The 26,369-nt window shown below is 74.4% G+C and carries 22 protein-coding genes; 6 read left to right on the top strand and 16 right to left on the bottom strand.

The window, feature by feature from the left end; translation table 11 throughout:
- The first annotated feature begins 108 nt into the window (after nt 1–108).
- Nucleotides 109–1,659, top strand: coding sequence for an alkaline phosphatase D family protein (locus BJ958_RS02425; protein ID WP_179729939.1), 1,551 nt, complete (start codon nt 109–111; stop codon nt 1,657–1,659).
- On the opposite strand, the gene BJ958_RS02420 is transcribed toward BJ958_RS02425, so the two are convergent.
- Both BJ958_RS02420 and BJ958_RS02415 read right to left on the bottom strand, forming a co-directional pair.
- Entirely contained in the window at nt 1,626–3,257 is a 1,632-nt protein-coding gene (locus BJ958_RS02420; protein ID WP_179725223.1) for an amidohydrolase, read from the bottom strand. The genes BJ958_RS02425 and BJ958_RS02420 overlap by 34 nt on opposite strands.
- Nucleotides 3,254–4,750, bottom strand: coding sequence for a cytosine permease (locus BJ958_RS02415; protein ID WP_218865568.1), 1,497 nt, complete (start codon nt 4,748–4,750; stop codon nt 3,254–3,256). Before BJ958_RS02415 ends, BJ958_RS02420 begins: the two co-directional genes overlap by 4 nt.
- A gap of 77 nt (nt 4,751–4,827) precedes the next feature.
- Here BJ958_RS02415 and BJ958_RS27540 point away from each other — a divergent pair, with 77 nt between their 5' ends.
- Nucleotides 4,828–5,868 (top strand): substrate-binding domain-containing protein, encoded by a 1,041-nt coding sequence (locus tag BJ958_RS27540; RefSeq protein WP_179725221.1) that lies wholly within the window; start codon nt 4,828–4,830, stop codon nt 5,866–5,868.
- Between the two features lie 8 nt (nt 5,869–5,876).
- On the top strand, nt 5,877–6,803 hold the full coding sequence (locus tag BJ958_RS02405; protein WP_343052534.1) for a phosphotransferase family protein: 927 nt from the start codon (nt 5,877–5,879) through the stop codon (nt 6,801–6,803).
- A gap of 2 nt (nt 6,804–6,805) precedes the next feature.
- On the opposite strand, the gene BJ958_RS02400 is transcribed toward BJ958_RS02405, so the two are convergent.
- Nucleotides 6,806–7,282: a hypothetical protein gene (locus tag BJ958_RS02400; RefSeq protein ID WP_179725219.1), complete on the bottom strand. Its 477-nt coding sequence runs from the start codon at nt 7,280–7,282 to the stop codon at nt 6,806–6,808.
- Nucleotides 7,283–7,458: 176 nt separating this feature from the next.
- Between BJ958_RS02400 and rpsT the strand changes: the two genes are divergently transcribed.
- Entirely contained in the window at nt 7,459–7,719 is a 261-nt protein-coding gene (gene rpsT, locus BJ958_RS02395) for a 30S ribosomal protein S20 (RefSeq protein WP_179725216.1), read from the top strand.
- A gap of 230 nt (nt 7,720–7,949) precedes the next feature.
- Here rpsT and holA read toward each other — a convergent pair whose 3' ends face one another.
- Nucleotides 7,950–8,921, bottom strand: a complete 972-nt coding sequence (gene holA, locus BJ958_RS02390; RefSeq protein WP_179725214.1) for a DNA polymerase III subunit delta — start codon at nt 8,919–8,921, stop codon at nt 7,950–7,952.
- A 71-nt stretch (nt 8,922–8,992) separates the two neighbouring features.
- Entirely contained in the window at nt 8,993–11,305 is a 2,313-nt protein-coding gene (locus tag BJ958_RS02385) for a ComEC/Rec2 family competence protein (RefSeq protein ID WP_179725212.1), read from the bottom strand.
- 48 nt (nt 11,306–11,353) lie between these two features.
- Between BJ958_RS02385 and BJ958_RS02380 the strand changes: the two genes are divergently transcribed.
- Nucleotides 11,354–12,391 (top strand): HPP family protein, encoded by a 1,038-nt coding sequence (locus BJ958_RS02380; RefSeq protein WP_179725209.1) that lies wholly within the window; start codon nt 11,354–11,356, stop codon nt 12,389–12,391.
- Between the two features lie 24 nt (nt 12,392–12,415).
- On the opposite strand, the gene BJ958_RS02375 is transcribed toward BJ958_RS02380, so the two are convergent.
- From BJ958_RS02375 to BJ958_RS02360, 4 genes are all read right to left on the bottom strand, one after another.
- Nucleotides 12,416–13,411: a ComEA family DNA-binding protein gene (locus tag BJ958_RS02375; protein WP_179725207.1), complete on the bottom strand. Its 996-nt coding sequence runs from the start codon at nt 13,409–13,411 to the stop codon at nt 12,416–12,418.
- Nucleotides 13,412–13,541: 130 nt separating this feature from the next.
- Nucleotides 13,542–14,417, bottom strand: coding sequence for a DegV family protein (locus tag BJ958_RS02370; RefSeq protein WP_179725205.1), 876 nt, complete (start codon nt 14,415–14,417; stop codon nt 13,542–13,544).
- A 10-nt stretch (nt 14,418–14,427) separates the two neighbouring features.
- Nucleotides 14,428–15,864 (bottom strand): cytosine permease, encoded by a 1,437-nt coding sequence (locus BJ958_RS02365; protein WP_218865567.1) that lies wholly within the window; start codon nt 15,862–15,864, stop codon nt 14,428–14,430.
- On the bottom strand, nt 15,852–16,013 hold the full coding sequence (locus tag BJ958_RS02360; protein ID WP_179725202.1) for a hypothetical protein: 162 nt from the start codon (nt 16,011–16,013) through the stop codon (nt 15,852–15,854). Before BJ958_RS02360 ends, BJ958_RS02365 begins: the two co-directional genes overlap by 13 nt.
- A 98-nt stretch (nt 16,014–16,111) precedes the next feature.
- Here BJ958_RS02360 and BJ958_RS02355 point away from each other — a divergent pair, with 98 nt between their 5' ends.
- A complete protein-coding gene (locus BJ958_RS02355; protein WP_179725199.1) occupies nt 16,112–17,470 on the top strand; it encodes a flavin monoamine oxidase family protein in 1,359 nt (452 codons plus the stop codon).
- A gap of 81 nt (nt 17,471–17,551) precedes the next feature.
- On the opposite strand, the gene BJ958_RS02350 is transcribed toward BJ958_RS02355, so the two are convergent.
- The 7 genes from BJ958_RS02350 to BJ958_RS02320 all read right to left on the bottom strand — a co-directional run bounded on the left by BJ958_RS02350 (nt 17,552) and on the right by BJ958_RS02320 (nt 26,364).
- The gene (locus BJ958_RS02350; protein WP_179725197.1) at nt 17,552–18,160 is read right to left on the bottom strand and encodes a TetR/AcrR family transcriptional regulator; all 609 of its coding nucleotides are present in this window, start codon (nt 18,158–18,160) and stop codon (nt 17,552–17,554) included.
- A 183-nt stretch (nt 18,161–18,343) separates the two neighbouring features.
- On the bottom strand, nt 18,344–19,375 hold the full coding sequence (locus BJ958_RS02345; protein WP_179725195.1) for an NAD(P)/FAD-dependent oxidoreductase: 1,032 nt from the start codon (nt 19,373–19,375) through the stop codon (nt 18,344–18,346).
- 13 nt (nt 19,376–19,388) lie between these two features.
- Nucleotides 19,389–20,291 carry an EamA family transporter gene (locus BJ958_RS02340; RefSeq protein ID WP_179725193.1) on the bottom strand — a complete coding sequence of 301 codons (903 nt, stop codon included), beginning with the start codon at nt 20,289–20,291 and terminating at the stop codon, nt 19,389–19,391.
- Between the two features lie 22 nt (nt 20,292–20,313).
- Nucleotides 20,314–21,498, bottom strand: a complete 1,185-nt coding sequence (locus tag BJ958_RS02335; RefSeq protein WP_179725191.1) for a Glu/Leu/Phe/Val dehydrogenase dimerization domain-containing protein — start codon at nt 21,496–21,498, stop codon at nt 20,314–20,316.
- Nucleotides 21,495–23,123, bottom strand: coding sequence for a 5-guanidino-2-oxopentanoate decarboxylase (locus BJ958_RS02330; RefSeq protein ID WP_246318996.1), 1,629 nt, complete (start codon nt 23,121–23,123; stop codon nt 21,495–21,497). Before BJ958_RS02330 ends, BJ958_RS02335 begins: the two co-directional genes overlap by 4 nt.
- Nucleotides 23,120–25,201, bottom strand: coding sequence for an acetate--CoA ligase family protein (locus BJ958_RS02325; RefSeq protein ID WP_179725189.1), 2,082 nt, complete (start codon nt 25,199–25,201; stop codon nt 23,120–23,122). Before BJ958_RS02325 ends, BJ958_RS02330 begins: the two co-directional genes overlap by 4 nt.
- A complete protein-coding gene (locus BJ958_RS02320) occupies nt 25,198–26,364 on the bottom strand; it encodes an acyl-CoA dehydrogenase family protein (protein ID WP_179725187.1) in 1,167 nt (388 codons plus the stop codon). Before BJ958_RS02320 ends, BJ958_RS02325 begins: the two co-directional genes overlap by 4 nt.
- Between the last annotated feature and the right edge of the window lie 5 nt (nt 26,365–26,369).

Raw genomic sequence — 26,369 nt, 5'->3', positions numbered from 1 at the left:
CCGTCGGCTCTCCCCTGCGGCACCTCGTCGTGGGTCGCCGTTCGTCCGCGAACGGTGGGCTGGGGGCCATGACCTCGGACTCCCCCCGCCCCCACCTCCCGCCGCAACCTGCTGCGCGGCGCCGCCCTCCTCGCCGGCACCGCGGCGACCTCCGGACTGGTCACCGGCCGGCTGCCCGGCCGGGCCGCCGCCGCTCCGCTGCTCGTCCGCCGAGACCGCCCCGTCCTGCCGCTCGGCGTCCAGTCCGGCGACGTCCGGCCCGGCTCGGCGGTGCTCTGGTCGAAGGCCGACCGGCCCTCGCGGCTGGTCGCCGAGATCAGCCGCGACCCGTCGTTCCGCAGGGCCCGCACCGTGCGGGGCCCGGTCGTGACGCCCGACACCGATCTGACCGGGCAGGTCGTGCTGGGCGACCTGCCCACGGGCACCGACCTGCACTACCGGATCCGGGCCGTGGACCTCCACGACCACCGGGCCGCCAGCGAGCCGGCCGTCGGCCGGCTCCGCACCGCGCCCGGCCGTCGCGACGACGTACGGTTCCTGTGGTCGGGCGACATCGCCGGGCAGGGCTGGGGCGTGAACCCGGCGTACGGCGGCTTCCGGATCGCCGACGCGATGCGCTCGCGAGACGCCGACTTCTTCCTGTGCAGCGGCGACAACGTGTACGCCGACGGCCCGGTCCAGCCCTCCGTCGCCCTGCCCGGCGGCGGCACCTGGACCAACCTGGTGATCCCGGAGAAGACCAAGGTCGCCGAGACCCTCGACGAGTACCGGGGCCAGTACCGCTACAACCTGATGGCCGACAACTGGCGCGCCTTCCTCGCCGAGACCTCCCAGGTCACCCAGTGGGACGACCACGAGGTGCGCAACAACTGGTTCCCGGGCCAGGTCCTCGACGACGCGCGCTACACCGAGAAGCGGGTCGACGTCCTCGCGGCGCGGGCACACCGGGCCTTCCACGAGTACGTCCCGGTCGCCGAGATCTCGCCCGACCCCGAGGGCCGGGTCTACCGGGTGATCCACTACGGCCGGCACCTCGACCTGTTCGTGCTCGACATGCGCACCCACAAGGACCCCAACACCGGCAACCGCGAGCCGGTCGGCGACGGCGGCGTCCTCGGCGAGGAGCAGACGGCGTGGCTGATCCGCGAGCTGCGGCGCTCGAGGGCGACCTGGAAGGTGATCGCCAACGACCTGCCGCTCGGGCTGGTGGTGCCGGACGGCGCCAGCGCGCAGGAGGGTCTCGCCCAGGGGGACCCGGGAGCGCCGTTGGGTCGCGAGATCGACATCGCGCGGGTGCTCACCGCGCTGCAGCGGGCCGGCATCCGCAACCACGTGTGGCTGACCGCCGACGTGCACTACACGGCGGCCCACCACTACTCGCCGGACCGGGCGGCGTACCAGGACTTCGACCCGTTCTGGGAGTTCGTCTCCGGACCGCTCAACGCGGGTGCGTTCGGGCCGAACGCGCTGGACGGCACGTTCGGCCCGGTCGCCGACTTCGTCGCGGCGCCGCCCGCACCCAACGCCTCCCCGGCGCAGGGCTTCCAGTTCTTCGGCGAGGTCGAGGTCGACGGCAGCAGCGGGCAGCTGACCGTCACCCTGCGGGACGTGGCCGGAGCGGCGATCTACACCAGGACGCTGGCGCCGGCGGCGCGCTGAGCCCGCTCGACGCGCTGCTCGGCACCGGCCACGAAGGTGCGCAGCACCTCGGTGGTCAGCAGCTCCTCGGGGCCGGTCGCGAACGGGTCGGCAGCCAGCACCACGAGGTCGGCCGCGCGGCCCGGCGCGATGGTGCCGATGATCCCCTCCATCCGGGACGCGTACGCCGCGTCCCGGGTGGCGTGGGTCAGCGCCTCGGCCAGGGGCACGGCGAGGTGCGGGGTGTTGGCGGGCAGTCCCTCGACCAGGGCGGAGCGGCGCGTGGTGGCGACGTACATGTTGTGCAGCGGGAGGTGCGGCGCCGTGGGCGCGTCGGTCCCGAAGGCGAGCACGGCGCCGGCGTCGGTCATCTCGCGCCACGGGTAGCCGCGCTCGACCCGATCGTCGCCGAGCATCGCGCGCCAGTTGTCCTGGACGGCGGGGTCGGCGTGGACCGGCTGCATCGACGCGACCACTCCGAGCCGGGCCAGGCGGGCGACGCTCTCCTCGGAGACCACCTCGAGGTGCTCCATCCGGTGCCGGCGCTCGCGCGGGCCGTTGACCCGGATCGCCTCCTCCAGCGCGTCCAGGGCGATGGCCGAGGCCTCGTCGCCGATCGCGTGGATCGCGATCTGGAGACCGGCCGCGTCCGCGGCGACGACGACCGGGATCAGCGCGTCGCGGTCCCAGATCGGCGCGGCGTTGCTGCCGTCGGCGTACGGCTTGGCCATCGAGGCCGTGCAGCTGTCGATGACGCCGTCGGCCATGATCTTGATGCCGGTGATCCGCAGCCGGTCGCCGTCGAGGCGGCGGGCGTGGGCAACCGCGGTCTCGACCTGGGCGAGGTTCTCGGCCTCGGTCGCGGACGGCTTCACCAGCCAGTGCCCGATGACCCGCAGCGGCAGCGCGTCGGCGGCCAGGGCGCGCTCGAAGGCGGCGAGGTCGTGCTCCTCGACGCCCATGTCGACGACCGTGGTGACGCCGTCGGCGAGGTAGCGGGCCATGCCGGCCTGCAGCCAGGCGTCCCGGTCGGCGTCGGTGACCTGGGAGGCGAGGAAGCTGCGGGCCAGGCCGAGGGCGGCCATCTCGCTGAGCAGGCCGGTCGCCTCGCCGGCGGCGTCGCGCTCGATGGTGCCGCCGATCGGGTCCGGGGTGTCCGCATCGATGCCGAGCTCGCGCAGTGCGGCGGAGTTGCACCACGTGGAGTGCAGGTCGTTGGCCTGCAGGTAGACCGGGACGTCCGGGACGACCGCGTCGAGGACGTCCTTGTGCGGCTCCCGGCCTTCGAGCGCCGGGAACAGCCAGCTGTTGCCGATCACCCGAGTGCGGCCCTCGGCTGCGGCGGCAGCCACGCGGGCCTGGATCTCGGCGATGTCGCCGGCGTCGACGAGGCCGACCTCCTCGGCCGAGGCGCCCATCTCGACGAGGTGGGTGTGGGCGTCGACGAAGCCCGGCAGCACGAATGCGCCCTCGAGGTCGACGACCTCGGCGCCCTCGGGCACGGGCTGGTCGAGGCCGTGGACCCGGCCGCCGGCCAGCGTCACGGACTCGGCCCACGGGCGGTCGGGATCGGCGGTGAAGATCCGGGCGTTGCGCAGGACGACGGTCTCGGTGGTCATCGGGCGTGCTTTCCGTAGAAGAGGCGGGTCAGGGCGACGTACAGCACCGAGGCACCGATCATGCCGACCGGGACGGACAGGTCGAGGCCGTCGAGGGACTTAGCGACCGGGCCGGTGAAGGCCTCGGTGCTGGCGCACATCAGCGCGGCGACGAACGAGGCGAGGCAGGCGATGGCGCCGGCGAGGTTGACGCCGCCGGTGTACCAGTAGCGCGAGCCGGGGGTGCTGTCGCTGAGCTCGACGCCGTCGTACGCGTTGCGGCGCAGGAGCACGTCGGTCACGTAGATCGCCATGATCGGGCCGACCAGGCTGACCAGCAGGACCAGGCTGCTGCTGACGGTGTCGAGGAAGTCGAAGACGAACAGCGCGTAGAGCGTCATGGCGACGCCGACGACGGCGGTGACGGCGACGCTGGCCACGCGGGAGAACGGCAGCCCGACGGCCTGGAGCGCGAGGCCGGAGCTGTACGTCGTGAGCGCGTTGTTGGCGAGGATGCCGACGATGATGGCGACCAGGAAGACCGTGACCAGCCAGCCGGGGACGATGCCCCTCAGGCCGGCCTCCGGGTCGGACAGGTCGGTGACGGTGGCGGCCAGGATGCCGACGGTGAGCAGGGCGATGCCGGGGACCGCGTTGCCGAGCGCGGTCCAGGTCGCGACCGCCACCGGGCTGGTGTCGCGGGGCAGGTAGCGGGCGAAGTCGGAGCTGATCGTGTACGACAGCGGCGTCGCGGCGATGAGGGTGACACCGGCGATCCAGGTCAGCCAGAGGTCGGCGCCGTGCAGGGCGACCGGCGGCGTGTAGGAGAAGTCGGCCTTCGCGACGAGGAAGCCCGAGACGAGGAGGAAGACGAGGGTCAGGCCGGCCGAGAGCGGGCCGTAGAGCCGCATGATCAGGCCCTGGCCGTAGACCGAGATCGCGGTCGTCGCGGAGGCGATGACCAGCACGACCACCACCTGGACCGGCGTCGAGGACCCGAGCCCGATGCGCTCGGTGAGCGCGAAGCCGATCACCGAGGCGGTCAGCCAGTTCAGGGCGATGTAGCAGACCGAGACGAACCAGCCGTTGACCGCGATCGCGACCCGGTTGCCCCGGACGCCGTACATGGCCCGGGTGGCGACCTGGCTGGGCGTGCCGGAGACCGGTCCGGTCACCGCGACGATGCCGGTGGCGATCGAGAACAGGCAGCCGACGACGACCGCGGCGATCGCCTGGACCAGGCTCAGGCCCATCAGCACGAGCACACCGCCGACGACGAACGAGAGGTAGTTGACGTTCGGCGCGACCCACAGCGCGAACAGGCTGCGGGCGGTGCCGGTGCGCTCGCCGTCCGGGATGACGTCGATGCCGTGCGCCTCGACGTGCCCGGGCAGCAGCCCCTCGTCGGCGGCGGGCTCCGCCTGGGTGTGGTCGATGGCCATGGCTCCCCCGGTCTCGGTCAGCGGCTCGGTCGGTGTTTCGATCGGTGGCTCGATCGGTGTGTCGGCGGTCACGCTAGGGAGCCAAAACGATTTGGACCAGACCTTGCGGTCGACTGGCCAAAACGGTTTGGGCCACCTAGCGTGGCGAGGTGACCACGCGCCGCCCGACGATCCGCGACGTCGCACGCAGCGCCGGCGTCTCGGTGACCACGGTGTCGCACACCTTCACCGGCAACGGCACCGTCGCGCCGGCCACCCAGCAGCGGGTCCGCACGGCCGCCCAGGACCTCGGCTACCGCCCCGACGTGATCGCCCAGGGCCTGCGGCGCAACCGGCTGGGCGTCATCGCCCTGGTCGCCCGCCAGCTCGACACCCTGCACCCGGAGCTCCTCTACGACGTCGACTACTTCGCCCGCTTCGCCGGCGCTGCCGCCGTCGCCTCGCTCGCCGAGGGGCTCGGCCTGATGCTCGTCTCCGACCCCACCGGACCGCGTGCCGCCGGCGCCGCCCTGGCCAGCGACGGCTTCATCGTCACCGAGCCGGTCACCGACGACCCGCTGGTCGCCATGCTCACGAGCGCCGGGATCCCGTTCGTCACCGTCGGCGAGACACCCGGCGCGCCGCTCGCGCCGGGCTCCCCTCCCCACGTCGACATCGAGTCCGGCCGGCTCACCACGCTCGCCCTCGACCACCTCTGGGAGTCAGGCGCACGCCGGATCGCGCTGGTCACCGGCACCGACCGCAACGAGTGGAACCTGCGCAGCGCCGCGGTCTACCGGCGCTGGGCCCGGTACCGCCGGATCACGCCGTCGATGGTCCACGTCCCCGAGCACCTCGACGACGAGGGCGGCCGCCGCGCCGCCGCCACCCTGCTGGCCTCCGGGCCGGCGCCGGACGGCATCTACGCGCTCACCAGCAACCATGCGCTCGGTGCGGTGGAGGTCCTCACCGACCAGGGCCTGCGCGTCCCCGACGACGTCCGGATCGTCGCCGGGTCCGACGCCGAGAGCCTGCGTGCCGCCCACCCGCCCATCTCCTCGATCGACCTGCAGCCCGACGAGCTCGCCCGCCGCGCCGTCGAGCTGCTCGCCGCCCGTCTCGACGGCCGCCCGGTCCCCGACCACGCTCAGCACCGGGTGGGGCGCCTGGTCGTACGGGCCTCCTCGGCCCCTCCGGCGCCTCAGCCATGATGGGCCGCGTGTTCCCCACCGTCATCCCCCACGGCCGGACCGCACGACGCCTGTCCTGGGTGCACCTGCCCCCGCTCGTCCGGCGTGCGGTCGAGCAGCGGCTCGGCTCGCCGGTCGTGGACGCGGTCTCCCAGGACAGCGGGTTCACGCCCGGGTTCGCCTCGGTGCTCACCTGCGCCGACGGCACGCGAACGTTCGTCAAGGCGGCCTCGACCAAGGCACAACGGGTCTTCGCCGACGCCTACCGCGAGGAGGCGCGCAAGCTCGCCGGGCTCCCGGCCGGCGTACCGGCTCCGAGGCTGTTGTGGACCGACGACGTCGCCGACTGGTTCCTGCTCGCGACCGAGTACGTCGAGGCGCGCGCCCCGCACCGCCCCTGGACCGCCGAGGACCTCGCCGCGGCGTCCGCGATGACCGTGGCCATCGCGGAGACCCTCACCCCCGCTCCGGGCATCGCGCTCGACAGCGCCGTCGACGACTTCGCGTCGTGGCCGGCCCTGTGGGACCGCGTGGCCCACCCGCGCCGCGACGAGCTGCGCGCCCTGGCCGACCGGTACGCCGAGGTGGTCGCCGGCGACACGCTCGTCCACACCGACATCCGCGACGACAACATCCTGATCGGCCCCGACGGCAGCGCGCTGCTGTGCGACTGGAACTGGCCCACGGTGGGCGCCGCCTGGCTCGACTCGGTGATCCTCCTCATCGGCCCGCGCGGCGACGGTCTCGACGTCGAGGCCCACATCGCGGCCCACCCCCTGCTCGCGGGCGTGCCGGCCGAGGACGTCGACGTCTTCCTCGCGCTGGTGCTCGGCTACTTCGCCGCCAGCGCCGACCAGCCCGTCCCCGCCACGTCGCCGCACCTGCGCGCGGCACAGGCCTGGCAGCGCGACGTCGTCGACCACTGGCTGGCCGAGCGGCGCGGCTGGGACCGCTGAGGTCAGCTGCGCCCGAGCGCGGCGCGGTCGATGACGACGAACCGGTCGTCGTCGGGATGGACGTGCACGTCGATGACGGCGTCCGGCTGGATCCGCGGGATCGCCAGCTGCGAGACCAGCTCGGTGACGCTCGTGCGGTACCTCGCGCCGGACTCGGGGCTCACCTCGAGGTCGAAGACGACGTACAGGTCCTGGTTGAGGTGGCCCTTGACCCGGGTGCTCACGATCCGGGCCGTCGTGCGGACCCCGTCGCGCACGGCCCGACGCTGGTCGGCGTTGCGCGCACGGACCTGGCGGACCTTGAGGAAGGCGAACACCGCCAGCGTGAGACCGGCGATCCCGAACGCGTACGCGGCGTACCTCCCCGCAGCACCCTCGTCCCCGCTGGTGGCACCCTTGATCACGAGGAACCAGAACAAGATGGTCGGCAGGACGAACAGGACGCCGAGCGGGAACGGCGGCTGGGAGGGTGCGCGCACGACGGTCATCCTGCCCGATTTTGGCGGCGCATCGAGCGCTGTTAACCTTGCTGGTCGCGACTACGCGTTCCCTCCTGCCCGCCCTCGGACCCGTCCGGGAAGGTCAGGATCACGGTGACCGAGGCGCGCTCCGGACCAGAACCAGTATTTCCACCTGACACAGAGGCGAGTAACCCGTGGCGAACATCAAGAGCCAGATCAAGCGCAACAAGCAGAACGAGAAGCGTCACGAGCGCAACAAGGCCGTCAAGTCCGGCCTGAAGACCGCGATCCGCAAGTTCCGCGAGGCCGCCGAGGCCGGCGACAAGGACGCTGCCGTCGCGCTCGGCCGTGAGGCCAGCAAGAAGCTCGACAAGGCCGCCTCCAAGGGCGTCATCCACAAGAACCAGGCTGCGAACCGCAAGTCGTCGATCGCGAAGCAGGCCGCCTCTCTCTGAGACCACCCTGCTGGCTCCGGTCCTGAGCCATCACGTCAAGGGAGTCCCCGTCCGCGGGGGCTCCCTTCGTGATTTCACCGGCCCGTGACGCTGCGAGGAACGAGCGGCGCCACGGATCAGGCGGAGAGGTCGACGCGCGTATCGAGACCTGGGCGAGGGCGTCTCGACACATCGTCGCTCGTCCCTCACGAGAGATCGCCCAGGGGCTCGGGCTGCTCGACGACCTCGGCTCAACGCTGGCGCAGGGCCGTGATGGTGAGGACCAGCCGCTCGAGGGCGTACGACGCGTCGCTGGCCGCCCCCTTGATGTCGGCGTCGGCCTGGGCGACGGCGCGGATGGCTCGGGCGAGACCGACGTCGGTCCAGCCGCGGGCCTGGTCGCGCAGCGAGCGCAGCTTCCACGGCGGGACGCCGACCTCGCGGGCCAGGTCGGCGTCGCGCATGCCGCGCGGGGCGCTGACCATCCGGGCCAGCCCGCGGGCGCTGCCCGCGAAGGCGGAGGTGATGAGCACGGCGGCCGTGCCGGCGTCGAGGGCCCAGCGCAGCTCCTCGAGCGCGACCCGGTCGCGCCCGGCGAAGGCGGCGTCGGCCACGGCGAACGACTTCGCCTCGGCCCGGCCGCCGAAGTAGCGGCGGACCTGGTCCTCGCTGATCCGCTCGCCCGGGAAGTCGTTGGTGAGCTGGTGGGCGGCACCGGCGAGCGAGCGCAGGTCGCGGCCGATCGCCTCGATCAGCACGTCGGCCGCCTCGCGGTCGATGGTCGCGCCGTGGCGGCGTACCTCGTTGGCCACGAAGCCCGGGAAGTCCGAGGGCTTGAGCTCCTCGGACTTGTGCTCGGTGACGGCCTTCAGCTTGCGCAGCTTGGTGAGCACGCCGCTGCCCTTCTGGCCACCACCGTGGACGAGCACCAGGGCCACCTCGTCGACCGGCGCGGCGGCGTAGCCCAGCAGGCCCTCGACCGACTCGTCCGGGAGGTTCTCCAGGCCACGGACCACGACGCAGCGCACGGCGGAGAACAGCGACGGCGCCGCCATCTCCCCCAGCGTCGCCAGGGTCAGGTCGGCGGCCGAGCTGTCGGCGAACTCGGCCTCGGCGTCGTGGGCGCGCACCGCCGCCTTGACCTCGTCGACGGTCCGGGCACCGAGGTACTCCTCCTTGCCGGTGACCAGGATGACCCGACCCAGCACGTCCTCGGCCCGCATGTGCCCACCCTCCCACACGCCTCCGACACGACTCCGGGCACCTCGGCGCCCACCTCCGGCTGACCGGGCGGTCACCGCCGGGTGGTCGCCCGCACCCCGCCCGCCGGGTCGGCGACCACCACGATGTCGCCGTCGCGGTCGGTCCGAAGCACCTCGGCCCCTGCCGCCTCCAGCCCGCGCACCACCTGTGCCGACGGGTGCCCGTAGTCGTTGTCGGCGCCCACCGACACCAGGGCCACCTCGGCCCGCAGGCCGGTCAGCCAGGCCAGGTCCTGGTGGGGACTGCCGTGGTGCGGCACCTTCAGCACGTCGACGTCGAGGTCCCCCACCAGCGCAGCCACCTGGGCCTGCCCCGGCGGCTCGAGGTCGCCGGTCAGCAGCAGGCGCCGGCCGGCCACCTCGACCAGGAGCACCACGCTCGCGTCGTTGGCGGTGCTGCCGTCTCCCGGACCCGCCACGGTCCCGTCGGCTGCTCCGGCAGCCCCGGGCAGGTCGGGATGGAGCACCTGCACGGTGGCCTCGCCGACGCGCCGCGTGGCGCCGTACGGCGCCACCGTCACCGGCACACCCGCGGCCGCGGCCGCCCGTCGGACGAGCTCCACCCCGCCGGGTGGGTCGGCCAGCTCCGTCGTCTCGATCGCGCCCACGCTCCGACCGTCGAGGACCCCGTCGATCCCGTCGACGTGGTCGGCGTGGAAGTGCGTGAGCACGAGCAACGGCACCTGCTCGACCCCCAGCCGGTCGAGGCAGCGGTCGACCGCCTGCGGGTCGGGGCCGGCGTCGACCACGATCGCCGAGCGGGGGCCCACGGCGAGCGCCAGCGCGTCACCCTGCCCGACGTCGCAGGCCGCCAGCAGCCAGCCCGCCGGCGGCCACGGTCCCGAGGTCGCCGACCAGAGCCGCCCGGGCACGCCGAGCACGACGAGCAGCAGCAGGACGCCGAGGACCGCTCCGGCGGAGCGACGGCGCAGCAGCCGCGGCAGAGCAAGGCCGAGCAGCAGGCACAGCACCGTGAGCACGCCGACCGCCAGTGCCCCCGTCCCCCACCCGACGGCGGCGCCGGGCAGCGCCGCGGCGTGCTCGGCGACGGCGATGATCCACCCCACGCTCCAGCCCGCTGCCGTGCCGCACAGCATCCCCACCCACGGCCACACCAGCCCGACCAGCCCGCCGGCGAGACCGAGCACCGTCGCCGGACCGACCGCCGGACCCGCGAGCAGGTTGGCGCCGACCGCCACCAGGCTCACCTGGCCCGACAGAGCGGCGATGACCGGGGTGCAGGCCAGCTGAGCGGCGCTCGGCACCGCGACCGCCTCCGCCACGGCGCGCGGCAGCCACCTCGCCAGGGCGCGCGCGAGCGGCGGGCCGAGCAGCACGATGCCCGCGGTGGCGAGCACCGAGAGAGCGAAGCCGGCGGCCACGGCCAGCTCCGGCTGCACCAGCACCAGCCCGGCGACCGCGACGCCGAGGGCACGCAGGCCTCGTCGGCGACCGTCCGGGCCGAAGGCGAACAGCCCGACGGACCCCATCACCGCCGCCCGGAGCACACTCGGCTCGGTCCGGGCCAGCAGCACGAACCCGACGATTCCGGCCAGGCCGACCACCGCGAGCCAGCGGCGGCGGACCCCTGCCGCTCGGGCGATCAGCAGCAGCGAGCCGACCACCAGCGTCAGGTTCGTACCGCTGACGGCGGTCAGGTGGGTCAGACCCGTCGTGCGGAAGTCCCGCTCGACGGCGTCGGGCAGCCCGGCGTCGTCGCCGTCGACGAGCGCGGGCACCAGGCCGGCCTGGTCGGGCGGCCGGTGCGCGACGGCACGCCTGATCGAGGCGCGCACCGCCGCGGAGGCCCGCCACCACGGATCGGGGCCGCGGATCCTGACCGGGTCGCGCGCTCCGGTGAGCAGCGCTGCCGTGCCCGGGTCGCCGGAGGCGGCGAGCCGTCCCTCGGCGAGGACCCGGGAGCCGAGCTCGGCCGTGGTCCAGCCCGGGGCGCCGATGACGACCACGCTGCCGCCGGTGCGCAACCGGTGCCCGCGGGAGGTCACCTCGCGCACCCGGAGGCGGACCACGACCTGCGGCCCCGCTCGCCCCGCGACCTGCCGTGGGTCGGAGACGACCGTGCCGACCAGGTCGGCAGTGGCGCGCTCGGCGGCCAGGTCGTGGAGCGGGGAGCCCCGGACCGCGTCGTGGCGCAGCACCGTGCCGGTCACCGCCGCGCCCGCGACCACGAGGACCGCGAGCAGCAGCCGGAGCCCACCGGCCCCGAACCGTGGTGCGAGCACCCACACGATGAGGCCGAGACCGGCCAGGCCGGCGTACGTGGCCCGTCCGGACTGCTGGGCGGCGATGCCACCGAGCCAGGCCGCCGCCCCCAGGGCCGGCATCCGCAGGTCGGGCGCCGGTGGCGGGGCGACGACACTAGGGTTCGGCGGGTGACCCGTTACAGCCGCGCCGAGCTCGCCCGCGGTGCGCTCGGCGCCCTGCTCGGGATCGCCGTCGCCGGCGCCACGGCCCGGGCCGTCCCCGGCGGCCCCGAGCTGCTGCCGTTCATCGTCGCCCCGATGGGCGCGTGCGCCGTGCTGCTCTTCGCGGTGCCCGCCAGTCCGCTCGCCCAGCCGTGGCCGGTGCTCGCCGGCAACCTGGTGTCGACGGCGATCGGCCTGGGCGCGCACTGGGTCGTGGACGACGTCCTGCTCGCCGCCGCCCTCGGCGTGGGGACCGCGATCGGCGCGATGATGCTGCTCGGTTGCCTGCACCCGCCCGGCGGCGCCTGCGCCCTGCTGGCCGCCACCGCCACGCCCGCCGTCCACGAGCAGGGGCTGCTCTTCGTCCTCTCGCCGGTCGCGGTGAACACGGTCGTGCTGCTGCTGGTCGCGATCGCGGTCAACAACCTCAGCGGACGCAGGTACCCGCACCGGCCGGCCGCGGCCGCCGCTGCCTCGCCCGCCGCCGCGGCCCTCGGCATCACGGCGCCCGACGTCGAGCAGGCGATGAAGCGCCTCGCCGACCGGCTCGACGTGCTGCCGGCCGACATCGTCTCGATCGTCCGGGACGCCGAGACCCACGCCCTCGACCGGCGGCTGGGCTCGGTCCCGGTCTCGCGGATCATGAGCACCGACGTCGTGGTGGTGCACCCGTTCGAGTCGATCTACCGGGCCCGGACCCTGCTCGTGCAGCGCCAGGTCAAGACACTGCCGGTCGTCGACGACGATCGGCACGTGGTCGGGGTGGTCTCGATCATCGACCTGTTCACCCGCGACATCGTCGAGCTCGAGTCGGTCGACTCGATCATGCGGACCGACGTCACCACCATCGCCGCCGAGACCCCTGTCGCCGACCTCGTCCCGCTCATGACGACCGAGGGGTACAAGAACGTCCCGGTGGTCGACCACGAGGGCCGACTCGTCGGCATGATCACCCGGGGCGAGCTGATCGCCGTGCTGCACCGCGCGCTCCTCGGCGCCGCCTGAGCCCCGCACCGCGTCAGCCACCGGTCACACCGTCACGTGCGGAGTGATCTGCTCGAGCGTCTTCTGCCCGATCCCGTCGACCTCGAGCAGCTCGTCGACGCTCGTGAAGCCGCCGTGGGCGTCGCGCCAGGCGATGATCGACTGGGCCGTGACCGGGCCGACCTGCGGCAGCGACTCGAGCTCGGTCTGACCGGCGGTGTTGAGGTTGACCAGCGGGCCGGCGGCTCCGCCGTTCCCGGTCCCGGTCCCTGCCGCGGCACCGGCGGCGCCCGGTGGCCGGGCGGGTCCGCCCACCACGATCTGCTCACCGTCGACCAGGACCCGGGCCAGGTTGAGCGGGGTCAGGTCCACCCCCTTGCGGGCGCCGCCGGCAGCGGCCAGCGCGTCGGTGACCCGCGCCCCCGCACCCAGTACGACGATCCCCGGCCGGCGCACCTTGCCCGCCACGTCGACCGTGACGCTCGCGGGGCTCGCGGCGGGCGCGCCGGCGGTCGTGCCGGCGGACGGGGCCGCGGACGGGGCCGTGCCGCCCGGTCCGGTGGGCGTGGTCGTCACCAGCGGCGCGGTCGGCTCGGCCGCGACCGGCGACAGCGCCTCGGTCCGGTCGCGCAGCACCCACCAGGTGGTGACGGCCAGGCCGAGGGCGACGGCCAGCGCCACCACGGCGACCTGGGACACCCCGAGGGTAGGGAGCCGGTCCGCGAGCGGGGCGAGGACGGCCCCTGGGGCGGGCCGGGACCGTCGGCGGCGGGCGGCGTGGCGGCCCGGCTCGGGCAGCGCAGGAGCCCCGGCCACGGACGGAGCCCTCGGCGCGGGTGGCGCCGGGGCCGGCGACGGCCGGGCGTCCGGCTGCTCGGCGACCCGGGTGTGGTCGGCCCACCAGGGCTCGACCGGGTCCGCCGGAGCGTGCGACGTTGCCGACGGCCCGACCCCCAGGTCGGCCGCGATCAGCGCCAGCCGGCGCGCCGCAGCGTCGGCGGCAGGCGGATCGGAGCGGGCGGCGGAGCGACGTGCGGACATGGCGGCACGCTAGGTCGGCCTCCGGTCGTCGAGCCGGCGCAGCGAGGAGGCCTGGGGATGACCAGCACCCCGGGCGCCGCCTGTGGACGGTCGACGTCACCGTCCGCGACCGGAGTGACGCGGGAGCAGCTCAGTGCGAGCCGAGGACGGGCGCCACGCAGATCGCCAGCATGCCCGGACCGACGTGCGCACCGAGCACCCCGCCGAGCTCCACGCAGCGCACCACCTCGCCCGAGCACGCCGGCACGACCTGGTCGCCCAACACCTCGGTCAGGCGCGCGGCCAGGGCCGCGGCCCGCTCCTCGGCGGCCAGGTGCGCGACGCACACCTCGACCGGGCCGTCTCCCGCAGCCTCGACCGCCAGCGCCTCGAGCCGGGCGATCGCCTTCGCGGCCGTGCGGACCTTGGCCTGCGGCGAGATCACCCCGTCGACGATGCCGAGCAGCGGCTTGACCGCGAGCGCCCCGCCGAAGACCGCAGCAGCGGCTCCGACCCGGCCACCACGGCGGAGGTACTCGAGGGTGTTGACGTAGAACAGCGACGTCGCGCCCGCAGCCCTGGCCCGCGCCGCCTCGGCGGCCTCGGCGGAGGTACCGCCACGAGCGATGACGTCGAGGGCCGACTCGACGGCGTACCCCGTCGCGACCCCGACCTGCCGGGTGTCGACGCAGGTCACCGGGACCGGCGCCTGGCGGGAGCCGACGAGCGCCGACTCGAAGGTGCCGCTGACCTCGGCCGAGAGGTGGATGGAGACGATCTCGGTGGCCCCCTCGGCCGCGAGCTTCGCGTACAGCTCGGCGAACACCGTCGGCGCGGGCCGCGAGGTGCTGACGGCGTGCTTGCCCTTCAGCGCAGCGGCGAGCCGCTCGGGGGTGACCTCCTCGGCACCCTCGTCGTAGACGTCGTCGTCGATGACCACCTGCAGCGGTACGACGTGCACCCCGCTGGCCTCCGCGACCTCGGCCGGGACGGTCGAGGTGGAGTCGGTGACCACGACGATCGACATGCCGCAGAGGTTATCGGTAGCCGCCCCAGTCCGCCCGGCGCGTGAGCACCAGTCGCGTCCCCACCCAGTGCACGACCGCGGCGACCGCGAACGCCGGGAGCGAGGCGGTGAGGTGGCGGAACCACCCCGCGGGCTCGTAGGTCACCGGGTTGAGCAGCAGCGCGTAGGTGAGGGCACCGAGCACGACGGCCAGGACGGCGACCGGGTTCCACCCACGCAGGAACCCGTAGCGCGACTCGGCGTGCGGGAGGTGCAGCGCGCGCACGTCGAGCACCTGGCGGCGCAGCACGAAGAAGTCGACGGCCTGGACCGCGCACAGCGGCGCGACGACGATCGCGCCCCACGAGACGAACCGCGCGTAGTTGTCGTAGACGGCCTCGGGGAAGAACACCAGCACGGCGGCCGGGGCGAGGATGATCGCGGCGAGCAGGGACCAGGACACCCGGCGTACGGCGCTCCCGCCGCCGCCCTTGATCGCGACCAGCGCCGCATAGCTCTGCGCGACGACGCTGGTCACGTTCGCCATCCCGACGAAGGCGAGCGCGAGCACCCCGAGCAGGGCGCCGCCGAGCGGGACCATCCACAGCGTCGGGTCCTCCGAGCCGAGGGCCAGCGCGGCGAAGACCCCGACGATGGCGGCGATCACGGAGGCGAGGAAGAGGCCGATCGCGTTGGGCCAGAAGGCGCTGCGGGTCGTGCGGGTGAGCCGGGCCAGGTTGCCGACGTTGGGCCACCAGGCGAAGCCGCCGGCGATGTTGAGCTCCACGGCGAGCATGAAGTCGAGGTGGCTGTCGCCCCACGGGTCGAGGGCGGGGGTGGCGACGAGGTCCGACCAGCTGGTCCGGGTGAACACCAGCGCCAGCATGACCAGCGTGACGACGACCAGGCCGGGCGCGACGAACCGGTTGACCAGCTCGATCGAGCGGGGGCCGCGCGCGACGATCGCCCAGGACGCGGACAGGGCGAGGACCGCCAGCACGCTGACGATGCCGGCGCCCGAGGAGATCTCCGTGCCGAGGACCTGGTTGGCGACGTTGGCCAGCGCGTGCCCGCACATGATCGCCAGCACCGCGGACCAGGCGGCGGCGAGCAGCGCGGACATCACCACCATCAGCACCCGTGCTCCGCGCTCCCCCAGCACGCTGCGCATGGAGACGAACTGCTCGACGCCGTACCTCCCGCACGGCAGGCACGGGGCGAGCGAGACGAGCAGGACGCTGATCCCGTAGCCGATCACGATGCTGGCGATGGCTTGCTTCGCGCCGACGTAGTAGGCGACCGCACCGCCCTGCAGGAAGGCCCAGGTGGCGATCGCGAGGCCGATGTTGACCGACGAGTAGTCCCAGAACCCCCAGATCCGCTCCCGGCGCAGCAACGGCAGCTCGTTGAGCGTGGCGTCCTGGTCGGGCGTCTCCGGCGCCTGCGCAGCGGCGCTCACAGGGCCCACCACAGCAGGGTGACCGTGATCAGGACGAGGCCCGCGATCGCGACGACGAGGTCCAGCAGCGGCAGCGGTGGCAGCGCGGCCTCGGCTCCCCCGGGGTCCTCGATCAGGGCCAGCCGGTGCTCGAGCTCGGCGCGCATCGCGTCGTCCATCCGATTCTCCTCAGGTATTGACTGAACGTTCAGTCAAGTTAGGATCAGTGACACCGCTCACACCTGTCAAGAGCCGTTCTGCCACCGAGGAACCTGCAATGGAGGACCGCATGGAGCACGTCGACGTCGCGATCGTCGGGGCCGGGTACGCCGGCCTCGCGACCGCCCTGGAGCTGACCACCGCCGGGCTGGAGGTGGTCGTCCTCGAGGCGGCCGACCGGGTCGGGGGCCGGGTCTGGACCCGCGACGAGGGCGGCGTGCCGGTCGACCACGGTGGACAGTGGGTCGGGCCGGCGCAGACCGCGTTCCTGCGCTGGGTGGACCGGTTCGGGTGTGCCCGCTTCCCCACCTACGACGCCGGCACCCACCTCGAGCTGTGGCCCGGGTCGGCCCCGCTCCCCCACACCAGCGGCGAGCACCCGGCCGAGCACGACTCCGCCGGGTACGACGGCCTCGTGGCCCGCGTCGACGCGCTCGCCGCCCAGGTCGACCCCGAGCACCCCGAGGCCTGCCCGGACCTCGCCGCATGGGACTCGCGGACCTTCGAGGACTGGCTGCAGGCGGAGGCCCCCTCCGCCGACGCGCACCGGCGGATGCGCCTGGTGATCCAGGGGCTGTGGGCCTGCGAGCCGCGCGACGTCTCCCTGTTCCACGTGCTGTTCTACGTCGCTGCCGGCGGCGGGCTCGACCCGCTGCTCGCGACGGCCGGCGGCGCCCAGGACAGCCGTCTCGTCGACGGCGCCGACGGCCCCGCCCGCGCCGCGGCGGCCTCGCTCGGCGACGCCGTCCGGCTCCGGACGCCCGTCACCGCGGTCGTGTGGGACGACGACGGCGTCACCCTCACCACGCCCACCGGCCCGGTGCGGGCCCGTCGCGCGGTCGTCACCGGGACGCCGCCCGCGCAGGCCCGGATCGCCTTCTCGCCGCTGCTCCCGACGCCGCGGCGGCGGTGGCTGGCGCGCAGCCCGATGGGCGACGTCGCCAAGGTGCACGTCACCTACGACCGGCCGTTCTGGCGCGAGCGCGGGCTGTCCGGCCAGGTGACGACGTACGACGGCAGCCCGGTCGCGTACACCTTCGACAGCTCCCCGGCCGACGAGTCCTGCGGGGTGATCGCAGCCTTCGTGTACGCCGACGACTACCGCTCCTGGTCGGTGCAGGCGCCCGAGGCGCGACGCAAGGCGGTTCTCGACGTGCTCGCGGTGCTCGGCGCCGAGGCCGGCGAGCCGACGGGCTACCTGGAGCGGCGGTGGCCCGAGGAGCCCTGGGCGGAAGGCGCCTATGCCGCCGTGCCGTCGCCGGGGACCTGGCACGAGCACTCCGCCGGACGCCGCGACCCGGTCGGCCCGCTGCACTGGGCCGGCACCGAGACCGCCGGCGTCGGCAACGGCTACATCGACGGCGCGATCCGCTCGGGCGAGCGGGTCGCTGCCGAGGTGCTGGCCGCCCTCGGGTGACGAGCCGACCCGGTGCCCCTGTCAGACCCACGGGGGCTCGGCCGAACGGTGCCGCCTGCTGCGCCGCGACGCCGGCACCGTTCAGCCGACCCCCAGGAGCGCCGGGTCACACCCCAGCTCGAGCGCGGCCGCGGCGAGCCACAGGTCCGGGACGGCGTCGACGGGGACCTCGCGGTCGCCGAGCGTCGCCGCGACCGAGAGCCCGTCGAGCATCGCTGCAAGACGGATCGTCGAGATCCGCGGTGACGCGGAGGTGAAGGCACCCTCGCGCACGCCCTGCTCGATCACGTCGAGCAGCACCGCGCGCCACCTCGCCTCGAGGGTCGTGCACAGCGTGGCGGTCGCGGGGTCGCGCAGCGCGCGCACCCAGAACTCCATCCACAGCGTCCAGGCGGAGATCACGCTCGCGGCGTCGCCGGAGCGCTCCACCAGCAGCCGGAGGCGCTCGACAGCCGGTCGTCCGGACGAGGACTCCTCCTCGAGGCTGCGGTAGTAGCGGTCCTCGGACTCGGTCATCGCCGCTGCGATCACGCCGTCGAGCGTCGTGAAGTGGTAGAGCAGCAGGCCCGAGCTCACCCCGGCGCGGCGAGCGATCTCCTGGGTCCGGGTCCCGGCGAGGCCGTGGTCGCGGATCACGTCGAGGGTCGCGTCGATGATGCGTTGCCGTCGCGACTCGGCGTCCGCCGCCATGTCCCCTCCTCCGTCAGCCCCGGGGGCCCGGGTGCCGCCGATGCTAGAGGAACCGGTCCACCGCCGGGCGCATGACGACCCTCGTGGCGCAGGCCGACCACAGCCCGCTGCCCGTGTGGGACGGCCGGACGCTGGGGAGGTGCGGGCGCGCCGACGCCCAGCGCATGCACGTCCGCCAGCCGACTACACCGGTTGAGCCACCAGCCGCTGCGCCGCCTCGACGGCGAGCGCCGGCGCCATCTGGATCCCGTACCCCGCCTGGCCGACGAACCAGAACAGTCCCTCGACGTCGTCGTCGTAGCGCGCGACCGGGTTGCCGTCCGGGGCGAAGGTGCGCAGCCCGGCCCAGGCGGTGCGCACGCTGCGCAGCCCGAGCACGGTCGCCTCGTTGAGAGCCTCGATGGTGCGGGCGATCTCGAGCTCGTCGGGCTTCGGGTCGCCGGGTGCGTGCGGCTCGGCGTCCTCCGGCGAGCAGAGGGCGAGCTCGCCCTCGGCCTTGACGTACCAGCCGCCCTCGAGGTCGCAGGTGAACGGCATCCCCGCCAGCGGTACGGCGGCCGGTGAGCCGAACATGGTGCGCCGGCGGGCCTCCAGCCCGACGCCCGCCGAGCCGAGGAGGCGGCCGACCTCGTCGCCCCAGGCCCCCGCCGCGACCACGACGACCGGGGCGGACAGCACGTCGCCCGAGACCAGGGAGAGCCGCCACAGCCCGGCCTCCCGGACCGCACCGCTCACGCGGGCGCCGAGTCGCAGCTCTCCCCCGGCGGCGCGCAGCGCACGGACGTAGCCCTGGTGCAGCCCCGCCACGTCGAGCTCGCAGGCCGTGTCGTCGACGACCGCCACGCTCGTCCACCCCGGCCGCAGCAGCGGGTTGAGCCGCTCCGCCTCGGCCGGGTCGACGACCACACCGGGGATGTCGGCGGCCGCCGCGGGTGAGGCGTCCGGGCCACCGACGTACAGGCACGGCAGCGGCGTCAGGAGCGGACCGGCGACGTCGATCGACGGGTCGTCCAGGAACGGCCGACTGGCCATGGTGAGCCGGCGTACCTCGGGCGGGCCGTAGCCGCCGATCCAGGTCGCGGCGGAGCGCCCGGTGGTGTGCCGGGCGAGCTCGGGCTCGGCCTCGAGCACGCAGACGGTGCGGCCGCGGCCGGCGAGCTCGTGTCCGATCGAGGCGCCGGCGATGCCGCCGCCGACGACGATGACGTCGGGCATGGGAGGTTCCTTCTCAGGCGTGGGAGGTCGGGGGTTCGGGCAGCGGCTCGGCGGCCGGCCGGGCGACGACCATGAGCATCGCCGCGAGGACCAGGGCGCCACCGCCCAGGGTGCGCGGCCCGAGCGCCTCGTGCCAGAGCAGCGCACCGAAGACGGCGGCCCACACCGGCTCGAGGACCATCAGCACCGCGGCCTGGCCGGAGTCGAGGTGGCCCTGGGCCCACGTCTGCACGAGCAGGGTGATCGTGCCCGCGAAGACCGCGAGGTAGGCGAAGGTCGGCAGGTCCGCGCGGCTGGGCAGGGTCAGGCCGTCGGCCGCCCCCACCGTGGTGAGCAGCACGCCCATGGTCGCGAGCTGGAGGAAGGTGACCGCGAACGCCTCGCCCGCCCGGGCCCAGCGCCCGAGGGCCAGGATGTGCACGGCGTACAGCAGCGCCGCCAGGAGCGTCATCGCCTCGCCGCCTCCGAACGCCCAGCCCCGCAGGGACATCACGCCCACACCGGCGGTCGCGACCGCCACGGCCAGCCAGGTGCTCCGGTCGACCCCGCGCCCCGGGACGGTGGCTGCGAGGAGCGGCGTGAACACGACGTACATGGCGACCACGAACGCCGACACCGTCGGTGCCGTGTGGGCGAGGCCGTGGAACTGCAGCAGCTGTGCGGCGGCGTACAGCGTGCCGAGGCCGATCCCGACCTTCAGCGTGTGCGGCGTCATGCCGCGCAGCAGCCGCGGACAGACGGTGAGCAGGACCGTGGCAGCGACCAGGTAGCGCGGCCCGAGGTAGTCGGCCACGGGCAGGCGCGTGATCAGGTCCTTGGACAACCCGAAGGTCGAGCCCCACACCGCGGTGACCGCGACCAGCGCGAGCGCAGCGGTACGACGGGTCCGCTGTCCCTCCGCGACGACGACCGTCACGTCCGACGACCCGGACGGGCGCTCACCCCGTGACCCCGAACCGCTCCCGCAGGGCGGCCGAGTTGCGCGCGGTCAGCTCGAGCGCGCACTCCCGCAGGGTGCGGCCGGAGGCGTCGGCGGCCTCGCCGACCTCGGTGACGAGGCGGCGCATGACCGTGCGGATCTTGTCGTAGGACGACTCCGCGGTCGGCGCGACGTCGCCGAACACGACCCACCACCACCAGGCGTTGGTCATCACGTTGGCCAGGAAGTCCGGTACGACGGGGATCCCGCGCGCGACGAGGGCCGCCTCCGCCTCGGGCAGGGTCGGCATGTTGGCGCCCTCGACCACGATCCGGGCCCGGACCCGGTCGACGTCGTCGGGCCCGATCACGTAGGACATCGCGGCCGGCACGAGCAGGTCGCACGGCACCTCGAGCCACGCGTCGCGGTCCCCGAGCTCGACACCGTCGGGCAGTGCGTCCCGCGCGATGACGCCCAGGCCGTCGCGGGCTGCCAGCAGCGCCTCGACGTCGAGCCCGCGGTCGTCGCGGATCAGCCCGTCGCGGTCGGCGACGGCGACCACCGTGACGCCCGCCTCGGCGAGGTAGCGCGCGGCCGCGCCGCCGATGGAGCCGAAGCCCTGCACCACCGCGGTGGCCCCGCCGGCCTCGATGCCCTGGCGCTCGGCCGCGACGAGGGCCGCCTGCGCGACGCCGTACCCGCCGACGAGGTCACCGAGCGAGATGCCACCGACGATGTCGGCGAAGGCGGTGGCCAGGCGCTCGCGGGCGGCGGGCGCGTCGTCGAGGGTCGCGAACACCGCCTCGACCGTCGAGGGCAGGCCCAGGTCGGCGGCCACCTTGTCGATCGTCTCCTGGCGCAGGCCGAAGTCCTCACCGGTGTTCCACTGCTCCCGCACGACGGGCAGGACGGCCGCGAGGAAGCGGTGCAGCACTTCGGTGGCCTGCGGGTCGGCCGGGTCGATGTCGATGCCGCCCTTGCCGCCGCCGAGCGGCAGGTAGCGGTCCGCGGGGTCGTAGACGAGCGCCTCCTTGCGGGTCATCCCCTGCGCGAGGCCGCGCACCTCGGCCAGCGAGCAGCCCTCGCGCAGGCGCAGGCCGCCGCTGGCCAGGCCGCGCACGAGGGTGTCGATGACGACGTACCCCTTGCGGCCGGTGACCGGGTCGGTCCAGGTGATCTCCAGCAGGCTCTCGGGGTTGGTCATCGGGCTCCTCCTTCACGGGAGACGTCATGGGGCATGCGGACGTGGATCACGGTGGGCCGTTCGGCGACGAGGGCGTCGCGGACCGCGGTGGTGAGGTCGGCGGGCGTGCCGTCGCGACCGAGGTCGACCGTGACACCGTGGCAGCCGACCGAGCGGCCGAGCGCCGCGAAGTCGGGCGCCGGGAAGGTCACTGCGTGGACCGGGTCGCGGCGCTCGGCCATCTCGTTGCGGATCTCGCCGTACCCGGAGTTGTCGACGACCACGACCGGCAGCGCGATCCGCAGCTCCGCGGCGGTGGCGAGCTCGGCGACGGTGAACATGACGCCGCCGTCGCCCAGCATCGCCACGACGGGTCGGTCCGGGTTGCCGACCTTGGCGCCGATGCCGGCCGGCAGGCCGAAGCCGAGGGTGCCGTAGCCCGTCGGGAACAGGTACGACGCCGGGGTGTGCGTGGCGAGGTTCGCGAGCGTGCCGAGGTAGCACGCCATCGCGTTGTCGGTCGCCATCACCACGTCGCGCGGTACGGCGGCCGTGAGCGCCGCGACGACGTCGAGCCACTCGGCTCCCTCCGCCTGCGCGTCCTTGGCCTTGCGCTCGCGCCAGGCACCGGCGTCCGGCCGGGCCGGCTCCCCCGGGCCGATGGCGCCGAGCAGGGCGTCGAGCGCGAGTGCTGCGTCACCGAGCACGGCGACCGTCGGCGTCGCGTTGGTGAGCATGCCGACCGGGTCGACGTCGACGCGCACGAGCTTGCCGGCGACCGGCAGGGCGCCGTACCAGAGGTCCGCGGGGGCGAGCTCGGTGCCGACCGCGACGACGACGTCGGACTCGTCGACGAGCGCCTCGACGGCCGGCAGGTGGATGCCGGCCCCCAGGGCGAGCGGGTGGTCCTCGGGCAGCACGCCCTTGCCGTTGGTGGTCGAGACGACGAGCGCACCGAGGCGCTCGGCGAGCGCCCGCACCTGCGCGGCCGCCCCCCGGGCTCCGCCGCCGACCAGCACCACGGGAGCCGTGGCGGACGCGAGCATCGCCGCGGCAGCGGCGACGGAGGCCTCCGGGGCCGGCGCGGGTGCGGCGAGGACCGGTGCCACGAGGGCGACCTCGGCACTCTCCTCCAGCACGTCGAGCGGGACCTCGAGGTGCACCGGGCGCGGCCGGCCCGAGGTCATGATCGAGAACGCCTGGGCGACGGCCGTCGGGATCTCGGCGACGCTGGTCGGGCGCAGGCTGGCCGCGGCCACGGCGGCCATCGCGGCCTGCTGGTCCCGGGTCTCGTGGAGCAGCCCGTTGCCGGTCGCCGGGTGTCGCAGCGGCAGGCCCGGCGAGACGACGAGGACCGGGATCGAGTCCGAGTACGCCTGCCCGACCGCGGTCGCCGCGTTGAGCAGGGCAGGACCACTGGTGACGATCGCGACGCCGACGCGGCCGGTGGTGCGGGCGTAGCCGTCGGCGGCGTACCCGGCACCCTGCTCGTGGCGGGTGCTGACGTGCCGCACGCCGTGGGCCGGCAGGTGCTTGTAGATCTCGAGGTTGTGGGTGCCGGGGATGCCGAAGGCGACCTCGACGCCGTGCGCTGCGAGGGAGGCGACCAGCGCCTCTCCCCCGGTCATGGTCGTCATGTCGGTCATGGCCTCTCTCCTGGGTGCGCGCGGTCGGCGGCGAGGACGAGCGCGTCGACGGCGACAGCGCCCTCCGGTCCGACCCGCAGGGGGTTGATCTCGCACTCGACGAGGTCCGGGTCCTCGGCCAGCAGTCGCGAGAGCGCCGCGACCACACGGGCGGCGGCGTCGACGTCGACCGCCGGCCGGCCGCGCCATCCGTCGAGGAGCGGGTGGGCCCGCAGGGACTCGATCATGGTGCGCGCCTCGGCCTCGCCCACCGGGGCGAGGGCGACCTGCACGTCGCGGTAGACCTCGGCCTGCACGCCACCGAGCCCGACCAGCACGACCGGGCCGAACGAGCCGTCACGCCGGGCGCCGACGATCAGCTCGACCGTGTCGGCCTGGCGGTCCATCTCCTCGAGGACGTACTCGCCCTCACCGAGCCGGCTGCTCATCGCGACGAAGGCGCTCTCGGCAGCGGTGGCGTCGGCCAGTCCGACGGCGACGCCACCGACCTCGGTCTTGTGCTCCAGCCAGCCCGCCTTGAGGACGTACGGCGCCCGCAGGCGGGCCGCCGCGTCCCGCAGGTCCGCTGCGGTCCGCACCGCAGCCGCGCCCGGGTAGGCGACGCCGGCGGCGGCGAGCCGGTCGCGTCCGGCGAGGTAGTCGAGCGCCTTGCCGCTCTCGGCGGTCGGCGCCGGGACCGGGCCGGGCACGAGCCGGGAGGCGTCCTCGGCCATGGTGGTGGCCAGCTCCAGGGAGCGGGCGACCGCATCGATGGTGTGCATCGTCGGCACCGCCTGCTCGCGCATCGAGCGCACCGCGACGGAGTCGTGGCTCATGCTGTGCACCACCACCGGTCGGCCCTGCGCCCCGACGACGCCGGCGAGCGCCCCGACGACCTCGAGCTCGCGCTCGACCAGCTCGGGGGTGTCGGCGCCGTAGCAGCCGAAGTAGCCGGACAGCACCACGGCGTCGACCTCACCGCTGGCGGCGAGGACGTCGACGACCCGGGCGTACGTCGACAGGTCCTGCTCGCCCGCACCGGCCAGGTCGACGGGGTTGGCGACGGCTGCCGCGGCCGGCAGCAGGTCGGCGAGCGCGCCACGGGTGACGTCGCTGAGCCGCGGGACCTGCAGGGCGTGGCGGGCGAAGGTGTCGGCCGCGATGGCGCCCTGGCCGCCGCTGTCGCTGACGATCGCGACCCGGCGCCCGCTCGGGAGCGGTCCGCCGAGCAGCAGGTGCGCGAGCTCGACCGCCTGGGCCGGGGTCTCGACCAGCGAGGCGCCGGCCGCCCGGCAGGCGGCGCGGACGACGTCGGTCGCCGCGGTCAGCGCGCCGGTGTGGGACTGAGCGGCCGCGCGGCTGGCCTCCGACGCACCGACGGTCAGCACGACCACCGGCTTGCCGGCCTGGCGGAGCCGGGCCATGGTCGCGACCAAGCCTCGGGCGTCGGCGAAGCTCTCGAGGTAGAGCACGACCGCGCGGGTCTGCTCGTGGTCGACGAGGTCGTCGAGCAGCTCGGCAGCGGTCACGTCGACCTGGTTGCCGACGGACACGAACCGGGAGACGCCCAGTCCCTCGTGGGCGGCCAGGCCGGCGAGCTCGAGGCCGAGCTGGCCGGACTGCGAGACGACCGCGAGGTGGCCCGGCGCGAAGGTCCCCCAGGCCAGCTCGAGGTCGGTCGCGGCGTCGTAGAGGCCCAGGCAGTTGGGGCCGACGATCCGGGCACCGGCGGCCCGGATGCGCTCGGCCAGCCGGCGCTCGAGTCCGGGCTCGCCATGGGCCGCGTCGATGCCGGCGGTGATGCCGAGGAAGCCCTTGGTGCCCATCGCGAGCGCCTGGTCGATGACGGCGGGGACGCTCGCGGCGGGGGCGCAGAGCACCACCAGCTCGGGAGCCTCGCCGTGGGCCGCCAGCTCGTCGAGCGAGCGGACCGACGCCGCGCCCTCGATGCTCGCGCCCTTGGCGTTGACCAGGTGGACCCGGCGGCGCCCGTCGCCGCGCAGGGCGCCGCGGGCCAGCCAGTAGCCCCACTTCGCGGGGTCGGCGGAGGCTCCGACGACCGCCACCGAGCGCGGGTCGGAGAAGACGTTCAGTGTCATCGCGCGGCGACTGCCCGGGAGATGATGAGCCGCTGGATGTCGCTGGTGCCCTCCTCGAGCTCCTCGAGCTTGGCGTCGCGGACCCACTTCTCGAGCAGGAACTCCCGGCTGTAGCCCCAGCCGCCGTGGATCGAGAGCGCCGCGTTGGTGACCCACGAGGTGTTCTCGGACGCCGTCAGCTTGGCGACGGCCGACTCCATGGCGGTCATCTCGCCCTGGTCGTAGAGGCGCGCGGCGCGCATCGTCACCAGGTGCGACACGTCCGTCCTGGCAGCCATGTCGGCGAGACGGAAGGCAACGGCCTGGTGCTCGATGATCGGCTTGCCGAACTGCGTGCGCTCCTGGGCGTACCTCGCCGACTGGTCGAGAGCGGCCCGCGAGAGGCCGGTGGCGCCGGCGCCGATCAGGATGCGTGAGGCGTCGAAGGTGCGCATCAGGCCGTAGAAGCCCTGGCCCTCCTCGCCGAGGCGGTGGTCGAGCGGCACCCGGACGTCCTCGAGGAAGACCTCGGCGTTGGTGATGCCGCGCTGGCCCATCTTCCTCATCGGCTGGCCGATGGTGACGCCGGGCATGTCGCGATCGACGACGAAGGCCGTGACGCCACGCGAGCGCAGCGCCGGGTCGACGGTGGCGAACACGATGATCCACTTCGCGTACGGCGCGTTGGAGATCCACGTCTTCTGGCCGTTGAGGACGTACTCGTCGCCCTCGCGGACGGCACGGGTCTGCAGCGCGGCCGAGTCCGAGCCGACGCCCGGCTCGGTGACGGCCAGGGCGGTGATCGGCGGGTTGTCGCCCGTGAGCGGGGTCAGCCAGCGCTTCTTCTGCTCCTCGTTGCCGAGGGCCTCCACCGGGCCTGCGAAGAACGCGCTCGAGGTCAAGAAGTTGCCGATGCCCACGTCGCCGTAGCAGAGCTCCTGCTGGACGAGGCACTGCGTGACGAGGTCGGTGATCCCGCCGCCGCCGTACTCCGCCGGGAGCATGTACGACGCCAGGCCGATCTGCGCGGCCTTCTGCCACAGGTCCAGGGGCGACTCGGTGTCGGCCTCGTCGACCTCGCGGGCCCGGGGCCGGATCTCGCGCTCGGCGAAGTCACGCGCCAGCGCGACGAACTCCTGCTGCTCCTCGGTCAGTGCGATGCCGTCGCGGATGGTGTGGCTCATCTGGG

This window comes from Nocardioides kongjuensis (genome assembly GCF_013409625.1).
Taxonomy (GTDB): Bacteria; Actinomycetota; Actinomycetes; order Propionibacteriales; family Nocardioidaceae; genus Nocardioides; species Nocardioides kongjuensis.
This window is presented reverse-complemented; position numbering and strand designations above follow the sequence as displayed.